The following is a 22,230-nucleotide window of genomic DNA, read 5'->3' as shown; positions in this document are numbered from 1 at the left end:
CCCCGGGGTGTAGGTGTCGGTTCAGGCGGCTTCGGCCGACCAGATGTTCATCAGGGTGAGGGCGCGGTCGCGGACGGTCTCGGCGCCGTCCCCGGGCCGGTACAGGCAGGTTCCGAGTCCCGCGCCGCCCGCGCCCGCGGATGCCCACTCGGCGAGGTTGATTCGGTCGACGCCGCCGACGGGGAGCAATTCGACCTCCGTCGGCAGGACGGCCCGCCATGCCTGCATCCCGGCTGTCCCGACCGAGTCGGAGGGAAACAGTTTGATGCTGCGCGCTCCCGCACCGACGGCGCGAAACGCCTCGGTGGGAGTGGCCGCTCCCGGATACGGGTGCAGGTTCCGGGCAACGGCGGCGCCGATGACCTCCACGTCGGTGTTGGGCGAGACGATGATCCGGGAGCCGGCTGCTTCGGATCGGATCACGTCGTCGACGCTCAGTACCGTTCCGGCCCCGACGACGCAGACGTCGCCGACGGCCGCGGCCAACCGCTCGATCGAGTCGAACGGTCGCGGCGAATTCAGCGGGACCTCGATCGCGGTGAACCCGGCGTCGACGAGGGCCGAGCCGACGGCGACGATCTCGTCCGGGGTGATGCCGCGCAGAATGGCGATCAAACCGGTCCTGGTGGTGGTGGCTGTGCTGCTCATAGGGACTCCTTCTCGGGATTCGTGGATGGCGCCGGGTCGACCAGCCCCGCATCGACCGCCACGCGCCACAGACCCTGTGCGGCGGCCTCCTCGGCGACGATGTCGGCGGCCACGCCGTGAACGCGCAGTCCGGCTGCGTAGCGTCGGCAGAGATCGGCGTTTCCGCACAACAGGATTCGGCTTCCGGCGGCGTAGTGGGGCAGGAGATGCCGGACCTCGTCGGCGATGATCACGCCGGAGACGTAGTCGGGAAGCGACGCCGGATCGAGGAGTCCGTCGAGCACGAGGGCTCGTGCTCCGAACAGCTCCGCGGGTAGTCCGCGACTCGGTGTCGACGTTCCGGTGGCGAGGCCCCGCTCGAACGCGGCGTCGTCCCGCACCTCTGCGGTTGCCGTTCGGCCGAGGATGCCGTGCTGGATCACCAGGCCGTACAACTCGCCCGACATCGATGTGGCGAACGAGGCGATCTTGCGGTTCTCGACTCGTGCCCACTTGCTGTGTGTTCCGGGGAGCACGATCGTGAGTGGTCGGTCGGTCGGCGGGAGCAGGCCCAATGCTCCGATGATCTGCGTCTCCTCGCCCCGCATGACGTCGCCGGCCACCGTGCCGTCGGCCGAGGGTGCGACGCGCAGGCCGGGTACGAGATGCAGTACTCCGCGCGAATGAGGAACCGTCGTCAGATCGCCGGCGTCGATCGCGAGATCGGTCGGCGTGGTCAGATAGCCGGCTTCACGCCAACCCTGGGCGCTGCCGACCATGCCGCAGGCGATCGCCGGGAGACCGGGGGTGGCCGCGATCCAGTCGCCGCAGGCCTCGTCGAACGCGGCTTCGTAGTCACGCGTGCGCGATGCGGGGTCGTCTCCGGCGGTGCCGAGCAATCCGAAGTCCGGCCGGCGAACGTCCAGAATGCGGCCGCCGTCGCCGAGGAGCCAGGCACGCTGTGACGACGTACCCCAGTCGAGGGCGATCAGGCGCGGTGTCGATGTGTCGGGGGTGTTCTGGATCACGCGAACCACTATCGGACGTGAATCCCATAATGACGAACACGGTCCCTATATATGGGACAGTGGGGTGTGGCGAATCCGACGTACGACATTCCCCCCGGCACTCAGACGCTCGCGAGGGGGCTGGCCGTCATCCGCGCCGTCTCCGACGGCGCGCAGGATCTCCGCGCGGTCGTCGAGAGCACCGGGCTGGGACGCAGCACCACCCACCGGCTCGTGCAGTTGCTGGTCCACGAGGGATATCTCCGGAGCGGAAGCCGCGGCTACACACTCGGCCCGACGTTGATCGAACTGGGTTTCAAGGCCCTCCACGGCAACCCACTGCCGGTCGTCGCGCGCCCGATTCTCGAAGAGCTGTCGGCGCACGTCCACGACACCGTGCACCTGGCGGTCGAGGACGGCGGATCGGTGCTGTATCTCGACAAATTGCCGGGGTCTCGGGGTGCCGAGATGCGCTCCCGCATCGGTCACCGCATGCCGCTGACCCGCGCCGGTGTCGGAAAGGCGCTGCTGCTGGACTCGGCCGACCGCTGGGATGCGCTGTACGAGAGCGATGCCGCACACGCGCAGCGGCCACCGAGTCCCCGCGGAGTGGCGGACTTCCGCGCGCGGATGGAGGACTACGCGCGGAGGGGCGCGGCGATGGACCTCGAGGACAACGAACCCGGAATCCGCTGTGTGGCGGCACCGGTGCGGGACGCGTCGTGCGCGATCGTCGGTGCGATCAGCGTGTCGGCCACGAGCCCGTACATGCCGGACGAGCGCATGCGCGGACTCGTGCCGGTCGTGTGCCGGGCCGCGGGGCGGATCTCCGCGGCGCTCGGCTACCGGGAGATCTGAGACGGCGATCGGGTGATCCGCTGGTGGGACGGTCAGCGGTACCGGCCCTCGCAGGCCTGCTCGCCGCCGAGCACTCCGGTGCGGAACGCGTCGACCCGGGAGAATCCGCTCGGAACGGTCTCCCCGTTGACGTCACTGGCGGCGAGTCCGTCGGTGAGCAGCCCCGACACGGCCTCGTCGAGATCGCCGGGGGACAGCCACACGCTGCCCGCCTCCAGGGTGGCGGGACTGTCCGGGCTCAACGCGCTGGTGATGACGCCGGACAGGCAGGCGGCTCGCAGCGCGGTCTGGGGTGAGTGCAGATCGTTGCCCCGGTCCCGCTGCAACGCCAGGGTGTACCGCGAGGCGAGCAGGACGTATGCGTTGTAGTCGCCGGTGAGTTTGGTCTGGAAGAGTTCCCGCCTGCCCGGGCGGCCCGGTGTGCCGCGTTCGGCGAGGGCGTCGACACTGACCCCGATCGTGTTGGTGGCCGGGCAGTACGACACCGGTTCGGTCGCGTCGGCGTCCGCGCAGTCGAGGTCGGCGCCGTCGAGTTGCAGCGTCGGGGGATCGCTGAGATCGAAGATCTGCTGGAAGGACGTGAAGAACGCCTCGAGCGCCTCCTCGGTGACGGGGAGTTCGCCGTCGTCGCTCTCGTCGGCGAACCGCTGAGGCAGATCCGCGCGGCGCGAGTCGATCTCCTTCTCGTCGATGCGCGTGCAGGACGCAGGACCGTCCGTGAATCCGATCTGGGTGGCGGTGACGCGTTCGAACGCCGAGCCGTGCACGTTGTCGGGATCGTTCGGGTCGCTGTCACCGATCGCCACCGCCGACGCCAGTACCTTGTTCAGCCCGTCCGACGTGTTCAGCGTGAAATGGGTCGCCTTGTCTTCCGCGATGTACCGCATGAACGCCCCCGCGAAGCAGTCGGCCTGCTGTTCCCGCACGATGCCACCGCCCACGTTCTCGTCGGCGATTCCCGCCTTCGTCTGCACGGCGTGCCCGTACTCGTGTGCCAGAACGAAGACGGCGGCGACGACGCCGAACTTCTCCACGACCTCGGGCAGCAGCAGCGCCCGGTCCCAGCCGATCGTGTGGTCGGTGCTGCAGTAGCCGGCGTTGAGGAGTTCCTCGGTGCTGTCCCCGCAGAACCGTGGGCCGTAGGACTCGCGCGGATCCCAGGAGATCAGTTCCTCGACCGGCTCGAACTTGCGCTGGAACAGCGCCGGGAACTCGGTGCGCCAGTAATCCTCGATGTCGCTCACCGCGTTGGCGGCCACCGTGTCGATCTCACCGCCGTCGGTGCCGGTGACGGGCACGTCGGCGTCGGCCACGCCCTTGCGGGCACCGCTCGGACCCGACGTGGCATCCAGCCCAGCCACCTTGAACGGATCGTCGTAGATGGACGCGGCCTCGCCGTCCACCGACCGCGTGCACCCGGACAGGACGACCGCAGCCACGGCCAGAACGCCCACGCTCGCAGCCCACTGCCGACGTCGGGTCAGCAAGGCCGTGCCTTCATCAACGCTCCAGACTCATCCAGATCGCGCCGTTCGCGGGCAGTGCCACCTCTGCAGAGGCGGGACGGCCGTGCCACGGCTGCGACGTTGCCGTCACCGCACCGAGATTTCCCCAACCCGATCCCGCGTAGATCTCGGCGTCGGTGTTGAGAATTTCACGCCATTCGCCCCGTTCTGGCAAGCCCACACGATAATTCGCGTGCGGCGAACCCGAGAAATTGAACAGGCAGGCCAGGATCGACCCATCGGTGCCGTAGCGCAGGAAGCTCAGGACGTTGTTCGCGGTGTCGTTGGCGTCGATCCAGGAGAACCCGCCCGGTGACGTGTCGAGAGTCCACAACGCCGGGTGCTCCCGATAGGTGGCGTTGAGGTCGTGGACGAGCCGGAGCAGACCGCGGTGGAAGCCGCCGGTGTACGGGTCGTCGAGCTGGTACCAGTCGAGTCCGCGCTCCTCGGACCACTCCGCGGTCTGTCCGAATTCCTGACCCATGAACAGCAGTTGCTTGCCGGGGTGCGACCACATGTACGCCAGCAGGGCCCGTACACCGGCGGCCTTCGCGTAGTCGTCGCCGGGCATCCGCGTCCACAGCGTGCCCTTGCCGTGCACCACCTCGTCGTGGCTGATGGGCAGCAGATAGTTCTCGCTCCACGCGTACATCAGGGAGAACGTGATCTCGTGATGGTGATAGCTGCGGTGGACGGGATCGTGTGCCATGAATCCGAGGGTGTCGTGCATCCACCCCATGTTCCATTTCATGTTGAAACCGAGACCGCCGACATTGGTCGCGCGGGTGACACCCGGCCACGCCGTCGACTCCTCCGCGATGGTGACGACCCCGCGGTGCTGCTTGTGGACCGTGGCGTTGGTCTCCTGCAGGAAGGCGACAGCCTCGAGGTTCTCCCTGCCGCCGTGGATGTTCGGCGTCCAACCGCCCTCCGGCCGCGAATAGTCGAGGTAGAGCATCGACGCGACCGCGTCGACGCGCAGACCGTCCACGTGGAACTCGTCGAGCCAGTACAGCGCGTTCGCGACGAGGAAGTTGCGGACCTCGCGCCGCCCGAAATCGAACACGTACGTTCCCCAGTCGAGTTGCTCGCCGCGCTGAGGATCGCTGTGCTCGTAGAGCGGTGTGCCGTCGAAACGTGCCAGCGCCCACTCGTCCTTGGGGAAGTGGGCCGGTACCCAGTCGACGATGACCCCGATGCCGGCGGCGTGCAAGTGGTCGACGAACCACCGGAAGTCGTCGGGGGAGCCGAACCGTGAGGTGGGCGCGTAGTACGACGTGACCTGGTACCCCCACGAACCGCCGAACGGGTGCTCGGCGACCGGCAGCAGCTCGACGTGCGTGAATCCCGTCTCCGTGATGTGGGCCGCGAGTTGTTCGGCCATCTCGCGGTAGTTCAGCCCGGGCCGCCACGAAGCGAGGTGAACCTCGTACACGCTCATCGGGGATTGCGCCGGCTCGGTGGCCGCGCGCTGCGCCAGCCAGTCGGCGTCGTTCCATTCGTACGAGCTCACCGACACCCGGGACGCGGTAGCCGGAGGGACCTCGGTGGCGAAGGCCATGGGGTCGGCCTTGTCGCGCACGGTGCCGTCCGGTCCGTGGACCCGGAACTTGTACAGGTCGCCGGCCTCGATACCGGGAACGAACAACTCCCACACCCCGGTGGAGCCGAGCACCCGCATCGGGAAGTTCCGCCCACTCCATCCGTCGAAATCGCCGATCACACTCACCCCGCGGGCATTGGGAGCCCACACGGCGAACGAGGTGCCGGTGACGGTGCCGTCGGGGGTGTCGTAGCGGCGGCGGTGCGCGCCGAGGATCTCCCACAGCCGCTCGTGCCTGCCCTCCCCGAACAGGTGCAGGTCGAGTTCGCCGAGCGTGGGCAGGAACCGGTACCCGTCGGCGGAGACGTCGTTGTGACCACCCGGCCACGTCGTGGACAGCCGGTAGTCCATCAGATCCCGGTACGGGACGAGTGCGCCCCACACACCGTGCGCCAGGTGTTCCAGCGAGAAACTCGTCCCCCCGATGACGGCGTCGACAGCCTCGGCGTGGGGGCGCAGTGCGCGGATCACCGTGCCGTCGGGGTGCGGGTGCGCGCCCAGGACCGAGTGCGGGTTGTGGTGCTCGCCCCGGAACAGCAGGTCGAGGTCGGCGGCGTCGGGTGCGATGGCGACAGGCGGTTCGACGGTCACTATGTACCTCCGCGGTAGGCCAGCTTCGTTCTGGCCGGATAGGGGATCGACGGTAATGCCAGGATATGGGCCACCGCGCGCCAGGGTTCCAGGCGCACGAAGTTGGCCTGCCCCCAGTGATACTGCTCCCCGGTGACCTCGTCTAGCACGGTCAGGTGGTCGTGCCAGTCGCGACCCAGCGCGGGCATGTCCAGCCACACGTTGCCCTGCTCGGCGCCGTACGGGTTGAGGTTGATCACCGTCAGCACGGCGTCGCCGGTGGTGGCGTCGAACTTGGAATAGGCGATCAGGGCGTCGTTGTCGACGTGGTGGAAATGGATGTTGCGCAACTGCTGCAGCGCCGGATGCTGCCTGCGGATCCGGTTGAGCGCGGTGATCCACGGTTCGAGGGACTCGCCGCGCGCGGCAGCACCCTCGAAATCTCGGGGACGCAGCTGATACTTCTCGGAGTCGAGGTACTCTTCACTGCCCACTCGCAGCGGAACATGTTCGTACAGTTCGTATCCCGAGTACACCCCCCACGTGGGGGACAGGGTGGCCGCCAGCGCGGCGCGCAGGGCGAACATTCCCGGGCCGCCGGTCTGCAGGCTCTCGTGCAGGATGTCCGGGGTGTTGACGAACAGGTTGGGGCGCGCCTCGTCGGCCTTGGCGGCGATCTCCTTGCCGAACTCCGTCAGCTCCCACTTCGCGGTCCGCCACGTGAAATACGTATAGGACTGCGTGAAACCGCGGCGGGCGAGACCGTACAACCGCGCGGGACGGGTGAACGCCTCGGACAGGAACAGGACGTCCGGATCCGATTTCTTGACCTCGGCGATCAGCCACTCCCAGAAGTCCGGCGGCTTGGTGTGCGGGTTGTCGACCCGGAAGATCTTGACGCCCGCCGCAACCCAGTGCCGGACGACCCGCAGGACCTCCGCGTAGATCCCGTCGCGGTCGTCGTCGAAGTTGACCGGGTAGATGTCCTGGTACTTCTTCGGCGGGTTCTCGGCGTAGGCGATGGTGCCGTCGGGGAGCACGGTGAACCATTCGGGGTGCTTCTTCGCCCACGGATGGTCCGGTGCGGCCTGCAGGGCCAGGTCGATCGCCACCTCCATGTGCAGCTTCCGGGCGGCAGCGATGAACGCCTTGAAATCGCGCATCGTCCCGAGCTGGGGATGAATCGCGTCGTGGCCGCCCTCGTCCGAGCCGATGGCCCACGGCGAACCGACGTCGTCGGGGCCGGGTGTCAGCGTGTTGTTGGGGCCCTTCCGGTTGACCTTGCCGACCGGGTGGATGGGTGGGAGGTACACCACGTCGAATCCCATCGACGCGATGCGGGGAAGCGCAGCCACGGACGTCGCGAACGTACCGTGCCGCGGCTTGCCGTTCTCGTCCCAGCCGCCGGTGGATCGCGGGAAGAACTCGTACCAGGACCCGAACAGGGCGCGCGTGCGATCGACGAGCACGGTGTGCGGTTCGCTCTTCGTGACGAGATCGCGCAGCGGATGTGCGCGCAGCAGTTCCGTGACATCCGAGCCGAACGCCGGGGCCACACGTTCGGACAGGTGACGGTCGGAACGCAGCGACGCCGCGACCCCGGCCAGCCGCGAGCGGTCCGCGCGGGGGACGCCCTTCGCGGCTCGCTCGAACAACCGCGCACCGATCTCGAGGTCGTTGGCCAGTTCGGCCGGCCCCTGCCCCACTGCCAGCTTGGCCTCGACCGCGTGCTTCCACGTGGTGAGCGGGTCGCTCCAGGCCTCGATCCGGAACGTCCAGATGCCCTCGCCGGTCGGGGTGAAGGAACCGTCGACGGTGTCGGGCACCGGACCGCCGGTCATCGGAATGCGGAAGGTCGCCGAGCCGCCCGACGCGGCACTGCGCGGTCCCCGCACCGCAAGCGTGGCGGCTACGGCGTCATGACCTTCACGCCACACGGTTGCCCGGACGGGAAACACCTCACCCACAACGGCCTTGGCGGGATAGCGACCGCACCCGATGTTCGGTTCCACGTCGTCGATACCGAGTCGACCTGTCACACTGGGCTCCGTTCCATAGCCGGAAGTTGCCGGCGGCTCGTGGGCTGGGCCGCCCGTTCAACCGTAATGGAGTCGACCGGTTCCTGTCCGTATTGGAGATCTGACGTCTACCCGCCCCGACACGGCGCAACGACGCCCGCGGTGCGTTATCGTTCGCGAGGTGAAAGCCTTGCGTCGGTTCACTGTCCGAGCCCACCTTCCGGAGCGGCTCGCTGCCCTCGGTCCGCTGTCCACCAATCTTCGCTGGTCGTGGCATCCGGCCACGCAGGAACTGTTCGGATTGCTGGACGAGGAACTGTGGCGGCAGGTGCAGTTCGACCCGGTCCGGATGCTCGGTGAGGTCGATCCGGCCCGCCTGGACGAACTGGCCGAGGACGTCGCGTTCCTGGCCCGGCTCGACGCCGCGGCCGCCGACCTCGACGACTACCTGTCCCGCCCCCGCTGGTATCAGAACCAGCAGGCCAAGGGCGTGTCGCTGGACGGTGGGATCGCGTATTTCTCAATGGAGTTCGGGGTCAGCGAAGTGCTGCCCAATTACTCCGGCGGTCTGGGAATTCTCGCAGGCGACCACCTGAAGGCGGCGTCCGATCTGGGCCTGCCGCTGATCGGTGTCGGCCTGTTGTACCGCTCGGGTTACTTCCGGCAGTCACTGACCGCGGACGGCTGGCAGGCCGAGCACTACCCGCCGCACGACCCGCAGGGCCTGCCGCTGCGCCTGCTCACCGAGTCCGGGCCGCAGTCGTCGGACGGGGCGCCCGTCCTTGTCCACGTCGCGATCCCCGGTGGCCGGGTTCTGCGCGCCCGCGTGTGGATCGCCCAGGTGGGGCGCGTCCCGCTGCTGCTGCTCGACTCCGACATCGCGGAGAACGACGCCGAGATGCGGGGCGTCACCGACCGTCTGTACGGCGGCGACCAGGACCACCGCATCAAACAGGAGATCCTCGCCGGCATCGGCGGTGTCCGTGCCGTGCGCGCCTACACCCACGCCTACGGCCTGCCCGATCCCGCCGTCTTCCACATGAACGAGGGACATGCAGGTTTCCTCGGCATCGAGCGGATCCGTGAACTGGTCACCACGGGCGGACTCGACTTCGACGAGGCGCTGGCCACGGTCCGGGCCGGCACGGTGTTCACCACCCACACCCCGGTTCCTGCGGGAATCGACAGGTTCCCGGCCGACCTCGTGCGGCACTACTTCGGCGGCGACAACGCTGCGAACGAATCCTCGCTGCTGCCGGGGCTGACGATCGACCGGATCCTCGGACTCGGCCGCGAATCGGATCCGTCCGTGTTCAACATGGCCCACATGGGCCTGCGGCTCGGGCAACGGGCCAACGGTGTGTCCAAGCTGCACGGCATCGTCAGCCGCGAGATGTTCCAGCCGCTGTGGCAGGGATTCGACGCCGAGGAGGTGCCGATCGGCTCGGTGACCAACGGTGTCCACGCGCCCACCTGGGCCGCACCCGAATGGATCGATCTCGCCACCCGCATCCTGGGCCCCGAACTGGTGGAGGAGGCCCGCGGCTGGGAGCGGCTGCAGGACCTGTCCGCCGAGGAACTGTGGTCGACCCGCAACGTGCTGCGCGGAAAACTGGTGGAGGAAGTGCGCCGCCGGGTCCGCGCGTCCTGGATCGAACGCGGTGCGACGTCCGCCGAACTCGGCTGGACGGACGAGGTGTTCGACCCGAACGTGCTCACCGTCGGCTTCGCCCGGCGGGTGCCCACCTACAAGCGACTGACGCTGATGCTGCGCGACCCCCAGCGGCTCCGCGCCCTCCTCCTCGACGAGAGGCGGCCCGTGCAGCTGGTGGTGGCCGGGAAGAGTCACCCCGCGGACGACGGCGGGAAGGCCCTCATCCAGCAGGTCGTGCGGTTCGCCGACGCCGCCGACGTCCGGCACCGCATCACCTTCCTTCCCGACTACGACATGTCGATGGCGCGGTACCTCTACTGGGGTTGCGACGTGTGGCTCAACAACCCGCTGCGCCCGCTGGAGGCGTGTGGCACGTCGGGTATGAAGTCCGCTCTCAACGGCGGACTGAACCTGTCGATCCGGGACGGCTGGTGGGACGAGATGTTCGACGGCGAGAACGGCTGGGCCATCCCCACCGCCGACGGCGTCGTCGACGAGGCACGGCGTGACGACCTCGAGGCCAGCGCACTGTACGAACTGCTCGAGCGCGCCGTCCTGCCGAGGTTCTACGACCGCGCGGACGGCCTGCCGGTGCGCTGGGTGGAGATGGTCCGTCACACCCTGCAGAATCTCGGGCCCAAGGTGCTTGCATCGCGGATGGTGCGCGACTACGCCGTCCAGTACTACGCGCCCGCCGCCGAATCGGCCCGGACGGTGGCGGCGGAGAACTTCGCCGGCGCCCGCGAACTCGCCGCGTTCCGTCGCCGCGTCGAGGCCGCCTGGCCGTCGGTGGCGGTCCTGCAGGTCGACGGCGCGGGGCTGCCCGACACCCCCGAGATCGGCGCCAATCTGGTGCTCCGCGCCCGCATCCGCCTCGGCGAACTGTCCGTCTCGGACGTCACCGTGCAGGCCGTGATCGGAAAGGCCGGACCGGACGAGGAGCTCACCGACATCGTCACGGTCCCGATGACCCACTCCGCATCGGACGAGTCGGGGGAGTTGTTCGTCGCCGACCTGGCCCTGCCGTTGTCGGGGTCGGTCGGATACACGGTGCGGGTCCTTCCGCACCACCGGTTGCTCGTCGACCCGTCGGAGCTGGGTCTGGTGACGGTGCCGAACCCCTGACCGGCGCTACCGAGCCGTCACCGGCCGACGTCCCGGCGCTGGAATCCGGTGACGGCGGCGAGGAACAGTGCCGCCGCGAGAAGCAGCAGAACCGCGAGGGGAGTCGCCGAGAAACTCTCCGCAGGCAGGGCCGGCGTGTAGTGGAAGGGGGAGAGTACCCCGAACCGGTCCGGGAGCACTTCCCCGAACATTCCGGCGACGAGGACGTAGCCCAGGAATGCCCACAACGCCGGCAGCGCGCGGGGAATCAGGCCATAGACGGCTGCGCACGCACCGACGATCACCAGCACTGCCGGCACGGTGTTCAGGGCCGCGCCGATCAACCGGCCGAGCGCGCCCGCATCGGACAGCGTGAACGCCGCGGTGATCCCCATGCCGACCCCTGCCGCCACCGTGATCGCGACGGCCGCACCGGCGATCACGGCCAGCTGGCCACCGAGCCACGACGTGCGGGACACCGGGGTGGCCAGTGCCTCCTCGGCGCGACCGGACGATTCCTCCGAGCGGACGGATATGACGGCACCGACGGCGTACATCGCCGCCATCACCACCAGGAACACCAGATACAGGGCGAATGCACCGTCCGCGGCCGCCGCGGCGCCACCCGGCAGCAGCTGTGCGAGATCGGGATCCTGGTCGATGAAGTCGCTGATCTGCCTGCCGAGTGAACCGATCGGCAGCGACAGCGCGAACACGCCGACACCCCAGGCGAGGATCTGGCCGCGCTGCTGACGCGCCGCCAGCGCGGTGACACCGGTCAGGCGGGGGGACGCCTCGGCGCGCCCGCCCCGCGGCGCGAGGAGCCCCGCCCCGACGTCCCGTCGACCGATGGCGGCATACGCGCACCCGACGGTCAGCCCCGCCGCGACGATGCCGATCAGCAACGGCCACCACCGTTCGTCGACGTAGGCGCGAGTGGCCTGCGACCAGCCGATCGGCGACACCCACGTCAGCAGGCTCCCGCTGTGTCCCTGCTGCACGTCGCCCACCGCACGCAGCAGATACGCGACGGTGATCGCAGAGATCCCGACACCGCTTGCAGTGCGGGCGTGCTCGGTGAACTGGGACGCCAGCGCCGACAGCGAGGTGAACACCAGACCCACCACCAGCACACCCGCGGACATGTTCAGCGAACCCACCGGAGGCAGACCCACGGCGAGCAGCCCGATGACGAGCAGAAGCGCGACGAACACATTGGCGAGCGCCGCGGAGATCAACCCCGCCGTGATTCCCGCATACCGCCCGACGACGCCAGCGCGTACCAGTTCCGTGCGCCCGGTCTCCTCCTCCGTCCGCAGATGCCGCGTCACCAGCAGCACCGACATGATCGCCACGGCCACCATCGTCATGCCGGCGATCTCGTTGGCGACCATCGCACCGAGCGTGTAGTCGTCCAGGCCGTACCCCGGCCCGGCGAGTGCCGTGGCGGCCGGGGACGAGATGAGTTCGGCACGGGCCTGCCGGGATTCGGCGGTCGGGTAGATGGTGGAATAGCTCGACGCGATCAGGACGGTGAGGCCCGCCACCGCGACCGTCCACACCGGAATCCGGACCCGGTCGGTGCGCACCGCCAATTCGGCGAGCACCCCCGTTCCGCTCAGTCGACTCACTGCGGCCGTCCGATCCCGAGTGCCTCGACCTCGTCGCGGTACTCACGGAGGAACAGGTCCTCGAGTGTCGGCGGGTTGGCGGTGATCGAGACGATGCCCAGCCCCGTCAACGTGGTCATGACCGGATCGATCTGATCGGAATCGACGTCGAACGTCACCGTGTTCGCATCCTCACCCTTCTGCAGGTTGTGCACACCGGGGACGTTCGCGATAGGAGTGGGCCTGATCCGGGTGGTCGCCGTCACCGTGGTACGGGTGAAATGGCGCAGTTCGGACAGCGTTCCCGCCTGCACGGTCCTGCCCGCGCGAATGATGGTGACGGCGTGACACAGCGCGTCGACCTCGGCGAGGATGTGGCTGGACAACAGCACTGTGCGTCCGCTACGGGCGAATTCGGTGATGCACTCCTGAAACACCGCCTCCATCAACGGGTCCAGGCCCGACGTCGGCTCGTCGAGGATGAGGAGTTCGGTGTCGGCGGCGAGCGCCGCCACGAGGGCGACCTTCTGTCGGTTGCCTTTCGAATAGGTGCGGCCCTTGCGGGTGGGGTCGAGTTCGAACCGCTCGATCAGCGACGCGCGACGGACCGGATCCAGCCCGCCGCGCAGCCGCCCGAGGAGGTCGATCGCCTCGCCACCGGACAGGTTGGGCCACAGGTTCACGTCACCCGGAACGTAGGCGAGTCGCCGATGCACGGGAACGGAATCACGCCACGGATCGGAACCGAGAACGGACGCCGAACCGCCGTCGGCGCGCAGCAGACCGAGGAGCACCCGGATCGTCGTGGACTTGCCCGAGCCGTTGGGGCCGAGGAATCCGTGCACCTCACCCGACTTCACCTCCAGATCGAGGCCGTCGAGGGCGAGGACTTCGCCGAACTTCTTGGTGAGTCCGCGGACTGAGATCGCAAGGTCCATCGGTCGAGCATAGGTGCGCACCGATCCGCTGTCCGACTCAGTGCGCGACAGCGGTTCAGGGGCGCGAATCGCGGATCCGCCCCAGCGCCTTCCGCACGACTTCCGGATCGGACGTCTCCCAGAACGGTGGCAGCGAGGCCCGCAGATACCCGGCGTAGCGGGCGGTGGCGAGCCGCGGATCGAGGACGGCCACCACACCCTTGTCGTCGACGCTGCGCAGCAGACGTCCCACACCCTGGGCGAGCAGCAGCGCCGCGTGATTGGCTGCGACGGAAAGGAACCCGTTTCCGCCGCGCGACTCGACGGCCTTCTGCCGGGCGACCAGCAACGGGTCGTCGGGGCGGGGGAAAGGGATGCGGTCGAGGATCACGAGGCTGAGGGACGGGCCCGGCACGTCGACACCCTGCCACAGCGATAGCGTGCCGAACAGCGACGTCGGCTCGTCTCCGGCGAACGCCCGGACGAGAGCGCCCGTCGAGTCGTCGCCCTGGCACAGGATCGGGGTGTCGAGCCGGTCGCGCATCGCCTCGGACGCGGCCTTCGCGGCCCGCATCGACGAGAACAATCCCAGCGTGCGCCCACCCGCCGCCTCGACGAGCTCGGCGATCTCGTCGAGATACGTGGGGGACAGGCCGTCCCGCCCCGGCGGCGGAAGCTGCTTCGCGATGTAGATGATGCCGGCACGGGCATGGTCGAACGGCGACCCGACATCGAGGGCATTCCATTTGAGAGTGCCCGAATCGGACGGCGCCTCGGAGCCGGTGGCCATCGCCGGATCGATCACGACGGACGATTCGGCCGGAAGTCCCCAGTTGACGGCCAGACCGTCGAACGACCCGCCCACGGTCAGCGTGGCGGACGTCAGGACCACGGTCGATTCGGCGAACAGCCGGGAACGCAGCAGCCCGCCGACCGACAGCGGCGCCATCCGCACAACCCGGCGGATCGACCCGCGGTTGTCGTCGGCGGCCAGCCACACCACGTCGTGACGCTTGGCCGGATCCGGCTCGTCGAAGGCGCTCAGAACGCGGACGGCGCTGTCGTGCACCTCCTCGACCGACGCGAGTGCGGTGTTGCGTGCCGCCGCGGCCTCCGGGTCGCTCAATGCCATACCGGGGCGGGACGGGCCGATGGCCGTGCGCAGCGACCAGGCGGCGTCGCGAACAGCGGCGAGGGCGGGGGCTGCGCCGGGCGGCAACGCCTCCCACCGTTCCGGCCGCAACTCCTCGAGCAGTGCCGCCCAGCCCTCGCCCGCGGCCTCGAGACGGTCTGCGTCCTGCTCCTCGACGAGCTTCGCGCAGCGCCGCGCCGCGGCACTGATCGTCGACGCCGCCAACTCCGCGGTGGCGACGTTGGTGACGCGGTCGACCAGTTCGTGCGCCTCGTCGATGACCACGACGTCGTGTTCGGGGAGGATCGCGATCCCGGTGATGGCGTCGATGGCGAGCAGGGCGTGGTTGGTGACCACGACGTCGACCTGCGAGGCCTCCGCGCGGGCCCGCTCCGCGAAGCAGTCCTCGCCGACCGGACAGCGGGACTTGCCGAGGCATTCCCGGGCGGTGACGCTGACCTGGCGCCACGCCTTGTCGCTGACTCCGGGGGCCAGGTCGTCGCGGTCGCCGGTCTCGGTGTCCGAGGACCACTCGGTGAGGCGCTGGACCTCCCGTCCGAGCCGCGACACCGCGAACGGGTCGAACAGCTCGTCCGTGGGAGGCTCCTCGGCGGACCCGGTGTGGATCTTGTTCATGCACAGATAGTTGTTGCGGCCCTTGAGGATCGCGAAGTGCGGTCGCCGTCCGAGTGATCCCTCGAGCGCGTCCGCGAGCCGCGGCATGTCGCGGTCGATCAGCTGACGCTGCAGTGCGATGGTGGCCGTCGAGACGATGACCGTCTTCCCGCTCTGCACCGCGTGCCGGACGCTCGGTACCAGATAGGCGAGGGACTTGCCGGTGCCCGTCCCGGCCTGGACGGCCAGATGCTCCCCGGTGTCGATCGAATGCGCGACGGCGGAAGCCATGGTCAGCTGGTTGGACCGCTCGGCACCGCCCAGCGACCGCACCGCCGTGCGCAACAGCTCGGGGACGTTGGGGAGGTTTTCAGGCACCCGAGCAGGTTACTCGGGACCTACGTCAGAAATCGTCACGCGGTCCGAGGGGGTGTCTGCGTCGCGGCCCACGAGGCGCACCCCGGCGGCCCGCATCGCGGTGATCGCGGCCTCGACGGTCGCGGGGGCGACGCCTGCGGTGAGGGGGAGGCGGACGCGCGTCGGGAACCCGGCGGCCACGGCGTCGAGAGCCGTCGCGACCACGCAGTGATCAGTGGCGATCCCCACGACGTCGACCTCGGTGACTCCGGCCGCACGCAGCCATTTCTCCAGGCTCTGGCCGTCGGAGTTCTTGCCCTCGAAGCCCGAGTAGGCCGCCGAGAACTCGCCCTTGGAGAACACCGATTCGATGCCGCTCAGGTCGAGGTCGGGGTGGAAGTCCGCGCCGGACGTTCCCGATTTGCAGTGCACCGGCCAGGTGTCGACGTAGTCCGGGTCGTCGGAGAAGTGGTGGCCCGGGTCGATGTGGTGGTCGATCGTGGCCGCGACGGCGTCGTACTCGGTCGCCGCCAGGAAGCGGCTGATCGCGGCGGCGACCGCGGAACCGCCGTCGACGGCGAGGGAGCCGCCCTCGCAGAAGTCGTTCTGGACGTCGACCACGAGCAGCGCCCGCCGGAGGTCGGTGTTCTCGATGTCGGTCATGGTGCCCTCCTGGGTTCGGGTTCGGCGAAGCGCACCGGGATCGCGGGCTCGCCGTGGGAGAGCTTCAGGCCCTCCCAGGGCAGGCTGACGAGGCCCGCCGCCAGGAGGCATCTGCTGTCTTCCAGGGTAGTCGTGTCGCAGACGGTCTCACCGCCCCGCACCAGCGGGACCAGCAGTTCCCGCGTCTCGAGGCCGGCCGAGCCGGGTGCGTCCGAGTGGGCCGAGTACACGACCTCCTCCACCAGGGTTCCGGTGTCACGGGCGAATCGCAGCGCCCGCTTGGTGCCGCCCCGCGACGCCTTGTTGCTACTCCTCTTCTCGACGGGGATGCCGTCCACCTCGACGAGTTTGTAGACCATTCCGGCGGTCGGCGCGCCGGAGCCGACGACGACGGACGTGCCGACGCCGTAGACGTCCACCGGTTCGGCCCGCAATGCGGCGATGGCGTATTCGTCCAGGTCGCCGGAGACGATGATCTTCGTCCCGGTCGCACCGAGGTCGTCGAGTTGCCTGCGGACCTGCCGGGCCAGCACACCCAGATCGCCGGAGTCGATCCGGACACCCCCGAGGCCGGGGCCCGCCACCTCGACGGCGGTCTTGACGCCTGCGGTGATGTCGTAGGTGTCGACGAGGAGCGTGGTCCCGGCTCCGAGTGCCGCGACCTGCGCGCGGAACGCCGCCGCCTCGTCCGGCCCGTCCGGGGTGGTGTGCAACAGGGTGAACGCGTGCGCGCTGGTACCCGCACCGGGTACTCCGTGCCTGCGGACCGCCTCCAGATTCGACGTGGCCGTGAAGCCCGCCAGGTAGGCGGCGCGGGAGGCCGCCACCGCGGATTCCTCGTGGGTGCGCCGCGAACCCATCTCGATCATGGGGCGTCCGTCGGCAGCGCTGACCATGCGGGCGGCGGCGGACGCGATCGCGCTGTCGTGGTTGAGGATCGACAGGCTCAGCGTCTCGAGGAGGACGCATTCGGCGAACGTTCCGCGGACGGAGAGGATCGGGGAGCCGGGAAAATAGAAGTCGCCCTCCCGGTAGCCGTCGATGTCCCCGCTGAAGCGATAGTCACGCAGCCATGCGACGGTCGCCTCGTCGAGGAAGCGGGACACGATCTCGAGTTCGTGCTCGCCGAAACGGAAGTTCGACAGCGCGGCAACCAGACGGGCGGTGCCGCCGACCACTCCGTACCGGCGGCCGTCGGGGAGCCGGCGGGCGAACACCTCGAAGCTGCAGCGTCGGTGGGCGGAACCGTCGGCGAGGGCCGCCGACAACATCGTCAACTCGTACTGGTCGGTGAACAAGGCGGTGCTCTCTCTGGACACCCGGCCACTGTAAGCCGCGGTGTCGCCCAGTGGAGGAGCGTCGTACCCTGGTGTCATGGCTCATTGCTCGACGACAGCTCCATTCGTGGATGCCATGCCGGCATCGCCGCAGGTCACCCCTGCAGAGTCGGAGGTCGCCGAGATCGATGAAGCCAATGATCGTCCCTGGGTCACCGTCGTGTGGGACGATCCGGTGAATTTGATGCACTACGTCACCTACATTTTCCAGAAACTCTTCGGGTACAGCAAAGCCAAGGCCACGGAATTGATGATGCAGGTCCATTCCGAGGGAAAGGCCGTGGTGTCGAGCGGTTCCCGGGACAAGGTCGAAAACGATGTACGCAAGCTGCACGCGGCCGGCCTGTGGGCCACGATGCAGCGTGACGGCAGCTAACTTTCCGTTCGGACAGTAAGGAACTCGGTACACGACGTGCGGATGTGGAGCAGGAAGAACTCGCTCGGCGGTGTGAAGCTGCGTTCGGAGATGGACGCGCACGAGGCCACGGTGCTGCGATCGCTGGTCGCCTCCGTCCTCGGTCTCCTCGAGGAGCGGGCCGCGTCCGCCCCGGAGGACGAACTCGCGGCGCTCACCGGGATGCGGACCGGCAACACGGCGGCACCCGACGAGGAGGTCCTCGCGCGGCTGCTGCCCGACTTCCACCGTCCCGACATGGACGCGCCGGACGACGACGAGATCCGCGCCGAATCGAAGGCCGACATCAACGGTGCGCTGCGCGGACTCCACGAACCGGAGATCATCGACGCCAAACTGGCGGCGGGCTCGGTCATTCTCCACACGGTGCCCGAGAACGGCGGCAAGGTGCTGCTCACGCCGGAGCAGGCCGACGCCTGGCTCAGCGGTCTCAACGACGTCCGGCTGGCGCTGGGCACCAACCTGGGCATTGACGCCGACACACCCGACGAACTCGATCCCGCCGATCCCCGCGCACCGCACCTCGACATCTACCACTGGCTGACCTGGATGCAGGACTCGCTCGTTCAGGCACTCGCGCCGTGACGGCCACGACGCCGGGCCGCACCGATTCGCTCGTCGATGTGGTGGGCCTGAGCGTCGGGCACCACCACGAACTCGACGCGGACGCCACGCTCGGAAGCGGTGCCGCCACCGGGTGCACCGTGGTCCTCGCGCCGCACGGCGCGACCGGAGCGGTCGACGTCCGTGGCGGGGGACCGGGCACCCGGGAAACCGACCTTCTCGACCCCAGCCACAGCGTCCGGAAGGTGCACGCGATCGTCCTGACCGGCGGCAGCGCCTACGGACTCGCCGCCGCGGACGGCGTCATGCGGTGGCTCGAGGAGCACGGTCACGGAATCGCCATGGGGGAGCCCGATCAGGTGGTTCCGATCGTCCCCGCCGCCGTGATCTTCGACCTACCGGTCGGTGACTGGCGCACGCGTCCTACCGCCGAATTCGGTTACCGGGCAGCAGAGTCCGCGTCGCACGCCGTGCTCTCCGGTTCGGTGGGCGCCGGAGTCGGGGCGCGGGCGGGCGCGCTCAAAGGGGGGCTCGGAACGGCGAGCGTCGTCGTCACGGACGGTCCCGCGAAGGGCATCACGGTGTCCGCGCTGATGGTGGCCAACCCCGTCGGAACCGTGTTCGACCCGGCGACCGGACTGCCGTGGGGTGTCGCCACCGTGGGTGCAGCCGCTTTCGGGCTCAGGCCCCCCGTCGCCGCCGAGGTGTCGGCGGCGCGCGAACTGATCGCCAAGAGCACGGTCCTCAACACGACCATCGGGGTCGTCGCGACCGACGCCGTCCTGGGGAAGGCGGCGTTACGCCGCGTCGCCGTCGCCGGCCACGACGGGTTGGCCCGCGCGATCCGGCCTGCGCATTCGCCGCTCGACGGCGACACGATCTTCGCGCTCTCCACCGGCATCCACCCGGTTCACCACCCGCCGGGAGTGCCCGACGCGTTCCCGCCCGATCTGCCCGTCGTCGACGCCGTCTGCACCGCGGCCGCCGAAGTGGTGGAGAAGGCCATCGTCGACGCCGTCCTCAGCGCCACCCCCGTCGCGGGAATTCCCACCTACCGCGAACTGTTCCCCTCTGCACTGCGTTCCTGAGGTTCGCGTACCTGAGGTACCCGTTCCTGAGGTACCGGCCGGTCGGTGGCCGACTCGCCGGTGCGCACCTAGGATGGCGCTCACGGAGGTGGATGACGTGCTGGTGATTCGATCGGACTTCGTCGAGGCGATGGTGGCGCATGCGCGCGCCGACCACCCCGACGAGGCGTGCGGGGTCATCGCCGGGCCGGAAGGCTCCGACCGCCCCGAACGGCACATCCCGATGATCAACGCCGAGCGTTCGCCGACGTTCTACCGCTTCGACTCGGGTGAGCAACTGAAGGTGTGGCGGGCAATGGACGACGCCGACGAGGTGCCCGTCGTGATCTACCACTCGCACACCGCCACCGAGGCGCACCCCAGCCGGACCGACATCTCCTTCGCATCCGAACCGGACGCCCACTACGTGCTGATCTCCACCCGCGACCCCGACGCCCACGAACTGCGCAGCTACCGCATCGTCGACGGTGTCGTCACCGAGGAACCCGTCGACGTGGTCCAGAGCTACAAGTTCGCCCACACGTCCGTGGCAGACATCCCCGACAAGTGACGGTGCCGTCCCTCGCGACGGGCCCGCGGCATGCAAAGACACCCACATCCCGAGGAGCCGACCATGGCTGTCACAGTTTCGATCCCCACCATCCTGCGAACCCACACCGGCGGTGAAAAGCGGGTGGAGGCAACAGGTCCCACACTCTCCGACGTCATCGACGATCTCGACGGCAACTACGGCGGCATCAAGGACCGCCTGATCAACGACGGTCGTCTGCACCGCTTCGTCAACGTGTACGTCAACGACGAGGACGTCCGATTCTCCGGCGGACTCGACACCGAGGTGACCGACGGGGACTCCGTGACGATCCTGCCCGCCGTCGCCGGAGGCTGATCGCGGCCGTGGCGCGGTTCGGTTCGCTGATCGACACCCTCGGCGACACACCCCTCGTCGGGCTGCCCCGCCTGTCTCCCAGCTGGAACGGCGCTGCGCCGGTCCGGCTGTGGGCGAAGCTCGAAGACCGCAACCCCACCGGTTCGGTGAAGGACCGGCCCGCCCTCCGCATGATCGAGCAGGCCGAGAACGACGGCACCCTCACACCCGGCGCCACGATCCTCGAACCGACCAGCGGGAACACCGGGATCTCGCTCGCGATGGCCGCGAAACTCAAGGGCTACCACCTGATCTGCGTGATGCCCGAGAACACGTCCGTGGAACGCAGGCAACTGCTCACGATGTTCGGTGCACAGATCATCGACTCACCCGCGCGCGGTGGCTCGAATCAGGCTGTGGCCGTGGCCAAGGAGCTGTCCGCGGAGCACCCCGACTGGGTGATGCTGTACCAGTACGGCAATCCCGCGAATGCGCTGGCGCACTACGAGACCACCGGCCCCGAGATCCTGCGCGACCTTCCCGAGATCACCCACTTCGTCGCGGGCCTCGGCACCACCGGCACCCTGATGGGTGTGGGACGCTACCTCCGCGAACACGTCGACGGCATCGAGATCGTGGCGGCCGAGCCCCGCTACGGCGAACTCGTCTACGGCCTCCGCAACATCGACGAGGGCTTCGTCCCCGAGTTGTACGACGAATCCGTCCTCACCTCACGGTTCTCCGTCGGCCCCGCCGACGCCGTCCGCCGCACCCGGCAACTGATCGACAACGAAGGCATCTTCGCGGGCATCTCGACCGGCGCGATCCTCCACGCCGCGCTGGGGGTGGCGCGCAAGGCCGTCAAGGCCGAACGCGCGGCGAACATCGCGTTCATCGTCGCCGACGGCGGATGGAAATATCTGTCGACCGGCGCATACGGCGGTACGGTCGAGGAAGCAGAAGAAGCACTGGAAGGGCAGTTGTGGGCATGACGACAGGGGTGTGTGGATCGTGACTTCGTCGTTCGACTCCTCGCGATTCGACTCGCCGGTGCCCAGGGGCGGCGCGAAGCCGGCGCCCGCGTCGAAGTCGAAGCCGCTGTGGCTGCAGTCCGCAATCCTCATCGGCACCTTCACGATGCTGCTGTACGTCATCGAGATCGTCGACGTGGCGTCCGACGAGCGACTCGAAGAGAACGGCGTCGGGCCGCGCTCCGTCGACGGGCTCCGGGGGATTCTGTTCGCCCCGGTCCTGCACGACGACTGGGCGCACCTGTTCGCGAACACCGTCCCGCTGCTGGTCCTCGGGTTCCTCGTGCTGCTGTCGGGCATCGCCCGCGGCCTCGCCGCCACCGGGATCGTCTGGGTGGTCGGAGGTCTGGGCACCTGGTTGACCGGCGGATCCTATTCCAACCACATCGGCGCCTCCGTCCTGATTTTCGGCTGGCTCGCCTACCTGCTGGTCCGGGGAATCTTCGCCCGCAGCCTCGGTCAGATCCTCGTCGGTGTGGTGGTGTTCGTCGTCTACGGCAGCCTGCTGTGGGGTGTGCTGCCCAGCGCTCCCGGTGTGTCCTGGCAGGGACATCTGTTCGGCGCCGTCGGCGGTGTCGTCGCCGCCTGGCTGCTCTCCGCGGACGCCAGGAAACAGCGGGCCCGGAAAGCAGTGGGGCCACAATCGTTCGGGTGATCGCCCCGGCCCGGTCGGCGCAAGCCCCCGACGCG

General features: G+C 68.8%; 19 protein-coding genes. 9 read left to right on the top strand and 10 right to left on the bottom strand.

Going from position 1 to position 22,230, the window contains the following annotated elements; translation table 11 throughout:
- Positions 1-21: 21 nt before the first annotated feature.
- On the bottom strand, positions 22-648 hold the full coding sequence (locus tag QM806_RS05920; RefSeq protein WP_283290709.1) for a 2-dehydro-3-deoxy-6-phosphogalactonate aldolase: 627 nt from the start codon (positions 646-648) through the stop codon (positions 22-24).
- A complete protein-coding gene (locus QM806_RS05915; protein WP_005567780.1) occupies positions 645-1,655 on the bottom strand; it encodes a 2-dehydro-3-deoxygalactonokinase in 1,011 nt (336 codons plus the stop codon). Before QM806_RS05915 ends, QM806_RS05920 begins: the two co-directional genes overlap by 4 nt.
- A gap of 51 nt (positions 1,656-1,706) precedes the next feature.
- On the opposite strand from QM806_RS05915, the gene QM806_RS05910 reads away from it, so the two are divergent.
- Complete coding sequence (locus QM806_RS05910) at positions 1,707-2,492, top strand: IclR family transcriptional regulator (RefSeq protein ID WP_005567782.1); 786 nt, start codon at positions 1,707-1,709, stop codon at positions 2,490-2,492.
- A gap of 32 nt (positions 2,493-2,524) precedes the next feature.
- Here the strand turns inward: QM806_RS05910 and QM806_RS05905 are convergent, their stop codons facing one another.
- From QM806_RS05905 to QM806_RS05895, 3 genes are read right to left on the bottom strand one after another with little or no spacing between them, the layout of a single operon-like run.
- Entirely contained in the window at positions 2,525-3,946 is a 1,422-nt protein-coding gene (locus tag QM806_RS05905) for a neutral zinc metallopeptidase (RefSeq protein WP_283290707.1), read from the bottom strand.
- Positions 3,947-3,992: 46 nt separating this feature from the next.
- Positions 3,993-6,191, bottom strand: a complete 2,199-nt coding sequence (gene glgB, locus QM806_RS05900) for a 1,4-alpha-glucan branching protein GlgB (RefSeq protein WP_283290705.1) — start codon at positions 6,189-6,191, stop codon at positions 3,993-3,995.
- Entirely contained in the window at positions 6,191-8,209 is a 2,019-nt protein-coding gene (locus tag QM806_RS05895; RefSeq protein WP_005567788.1) for an alpha-1,4-glucan--maltose-1-phosphate maltosyltransferase, read from the bottom strand. Before QM806_RS05895 ends, glgB begins: the two co-directional genes overlap by 1 nt.
- A 160-nt stretch (positions 8,210-8,369) precedes the next feature.
- Between QM806_RS05895 and glgP the strand changes: the two genes are divergently transcribed.
- Positions 8,370-10,967 carry an alpha-glucan family phosphorylase gene (gene glgP / locus QM806_RS05890; protein ID WP_054247618.1) on the top strand — a complete coding sequence of 866 codons (2,598 nt, stop codon included), beginning with the start codon at positions 8,370-8,372 and terminating at the stop codon, positions 10,965-10,967.
- A gap of 17 nt (positions 10,968-10,984) precedes the next feature.
- On the opposite strand, the gene QM806_RS05885 is transcribed toward glgP, so the two are convergent.
- From QM806_RS05885 to QM806_RS05865, 5 genes are read right to left on the bottom strand one after another with little or no spacing between them, the layout of a single operon-like run.
- Positions 10,985-12,577, bottom strand: coding sequence for an ABC transporter permease (locus tag QM806_RS05885; protein WP_231137667.1), 1,593 nt, complete (start codon positions 12,575-12,577; stop codon positions 10,985-10,987).
- Positions 12,574-13,494 carry an ABC transporter ATP-binding protein gene (locus QM806_RS05880; protein ID WP_005570830.1) on the bottom strand — a complete coding sequence of 307 codons (921 nt, stop codon included), beginning with the start codon at positions 13,492-13,494 and terminating at the stop codon, positions 12,574-12,576. Before QM806_RS05880 ends, QM806_RS05885 begins: the two co-directional genes overlap by 4 nt.
- Positions 13,495-13,549: 55 nt before the next feature.
- Positions 13,550-15,598, bottom strand: a complete 2,049-nt coding sequence (locus QM806_RS05875) for an ATP-dependent DNA helicase (RefSeq protein ID WP_005262018.1) — start codon at positions 15,596-15,598, stop codon at positions 13,550-13,552.
- A gap of 9 nt (positions 15,599-15,607) precedes the next feature.
- Positions 15,608-16,240, bottom strand: a complete 633-nt coding sequence (locus QM806_RS05870; protein WP_005570832.1) for an isochorismatase family protein — start codon at positions 16,238-16,240, stop codon at positions 15,608-15,610.
- Positions 16,237-17,616: a nicotinate phosphoribosyltransferase gene (locus tag QM806_RS05865; protein ID WP_283290701.1), complete on the bottom strand. Its 1,380-nt coding sequence runs from the start codon at positions 17,614-17,616 to the stop codon at positions 16,237-16,239. The genes QM806_RS05870 and QM806_RS05865 overlap by 4 nt, the downstream gene beginning before the upstream one ends.
- Between QM806_RS05865 and clpS the strand changes: the two genes are divergently transcribed.
- The 7 genes from clpS (at position 17,615) to QM806_RS05830 (ending at position 22,195) form a co-directional block, all read left to right on the top strand.
- Positions 17,615-17,953 carry an ATP-dependent Clp protease adapter ClpS gene (gene clpS / locus QM806_RS05860; protein ID WP_039950843.1) on the top strand — a complete coding sequence of 113 codons (339 nt, stop codon included), beginning with the start codon at positions 17,615-17,617 and terminating at the stop codon, positions 17,951-17,953. The two genes, QM806_RS05865 and clpS, sit on opposite strands and share 2 nt — an antisense overlap.
- Before the next feature lie 36 nt (positions 17,954-17,989).
- Entirely contained in the window at positions 17,990-18,577 is a 588-nt protein-coding gene (gene aosR, locus QM806_RS05855; protein ID WP_005248321.1) for an oxidative stress transcriptional regulator AosR, read from the top strand.
- Positions 18,574-19,644 carry a P1 family peptidase gene (locus tag QM806_RS05850; RefSeq protein WP_054248373.1) on the top strand — a complete coding sequence of 357 codons (1,071 nt, stop codon included), beginning with the start codon at positions 18,574-18,576 and terminating at the stop codon, positions 19,642-19,644. The genes aosR and QM806_RS05850 overlap by 4 nt, the downstream gene beginning before the upstream one ends.
- A 130-nt stretch (positions 19,645-19,774) precedes the next feature.
- Positions 19,775-20,194 (top strand): M67 family metallopeptidase, encoded by a 420-nt coding sequence (locus QM806_RS05845; protein WP_240483034.1) that lies wholly within the window; start codon positions 19,775-19,777, stop codon positions 20,192-20,194.
- A 63-nt stretch (positions 20,195-20,257) separates the two neighbouring features.
- Complete coding sequence (locus tag QM806_RS05840) at positions 20,258-20,530, top strand: MoaD family protein (protein ID WP_005262004.1); 273 nt, start codon at positions 20,258-20,260, stop codon at positions 20,528-20,530.
- 8 nt (positions 20,531-20,538) lie between these two features.
- Positions 20,539-21,501, top strand: a complete 963-nt coding sequence (locus QM806_RS05835) for a PLP-dependent cysteine synthase family protein (protein ID WP_005570843.1) — start codon at positions 20,539-20,541, stop codon at positions 21,499-21,501.
- Positions 21,502-21,511: 10 nt separating this feature from the next.
- On the top strand, positions 21,512-22,195 hold the full coding sequence (locus QM806_RS05830; RefSeq protein ID WP_005570845.1) for a rhomboid family intramembrane serine protease: 684 nt from the start codon (positions 21,512-21,514) through the stop codon (positions 22,193-22,195).
- Positions 22,196-22,230: the final 35 nt, after the last annotated feature.

Origin of the sequence: Rhodococcus sp. IEGM 1351 (assembly GCF_030056875.1) — a bacterium.
Classification (GTDB): domain Bacteria; phylum Actinomycetota; class Actinomycetes; order Mycobacteriales; family Mycobacteriaceae; genus Rhodococcus_F; species Rhodococcus_F opacus.
The sequence above is the reverse complement of the archived record's forward strand: the minus strand, read 5'-3'. Positions and strand labels throughout refer to the sequence as shown.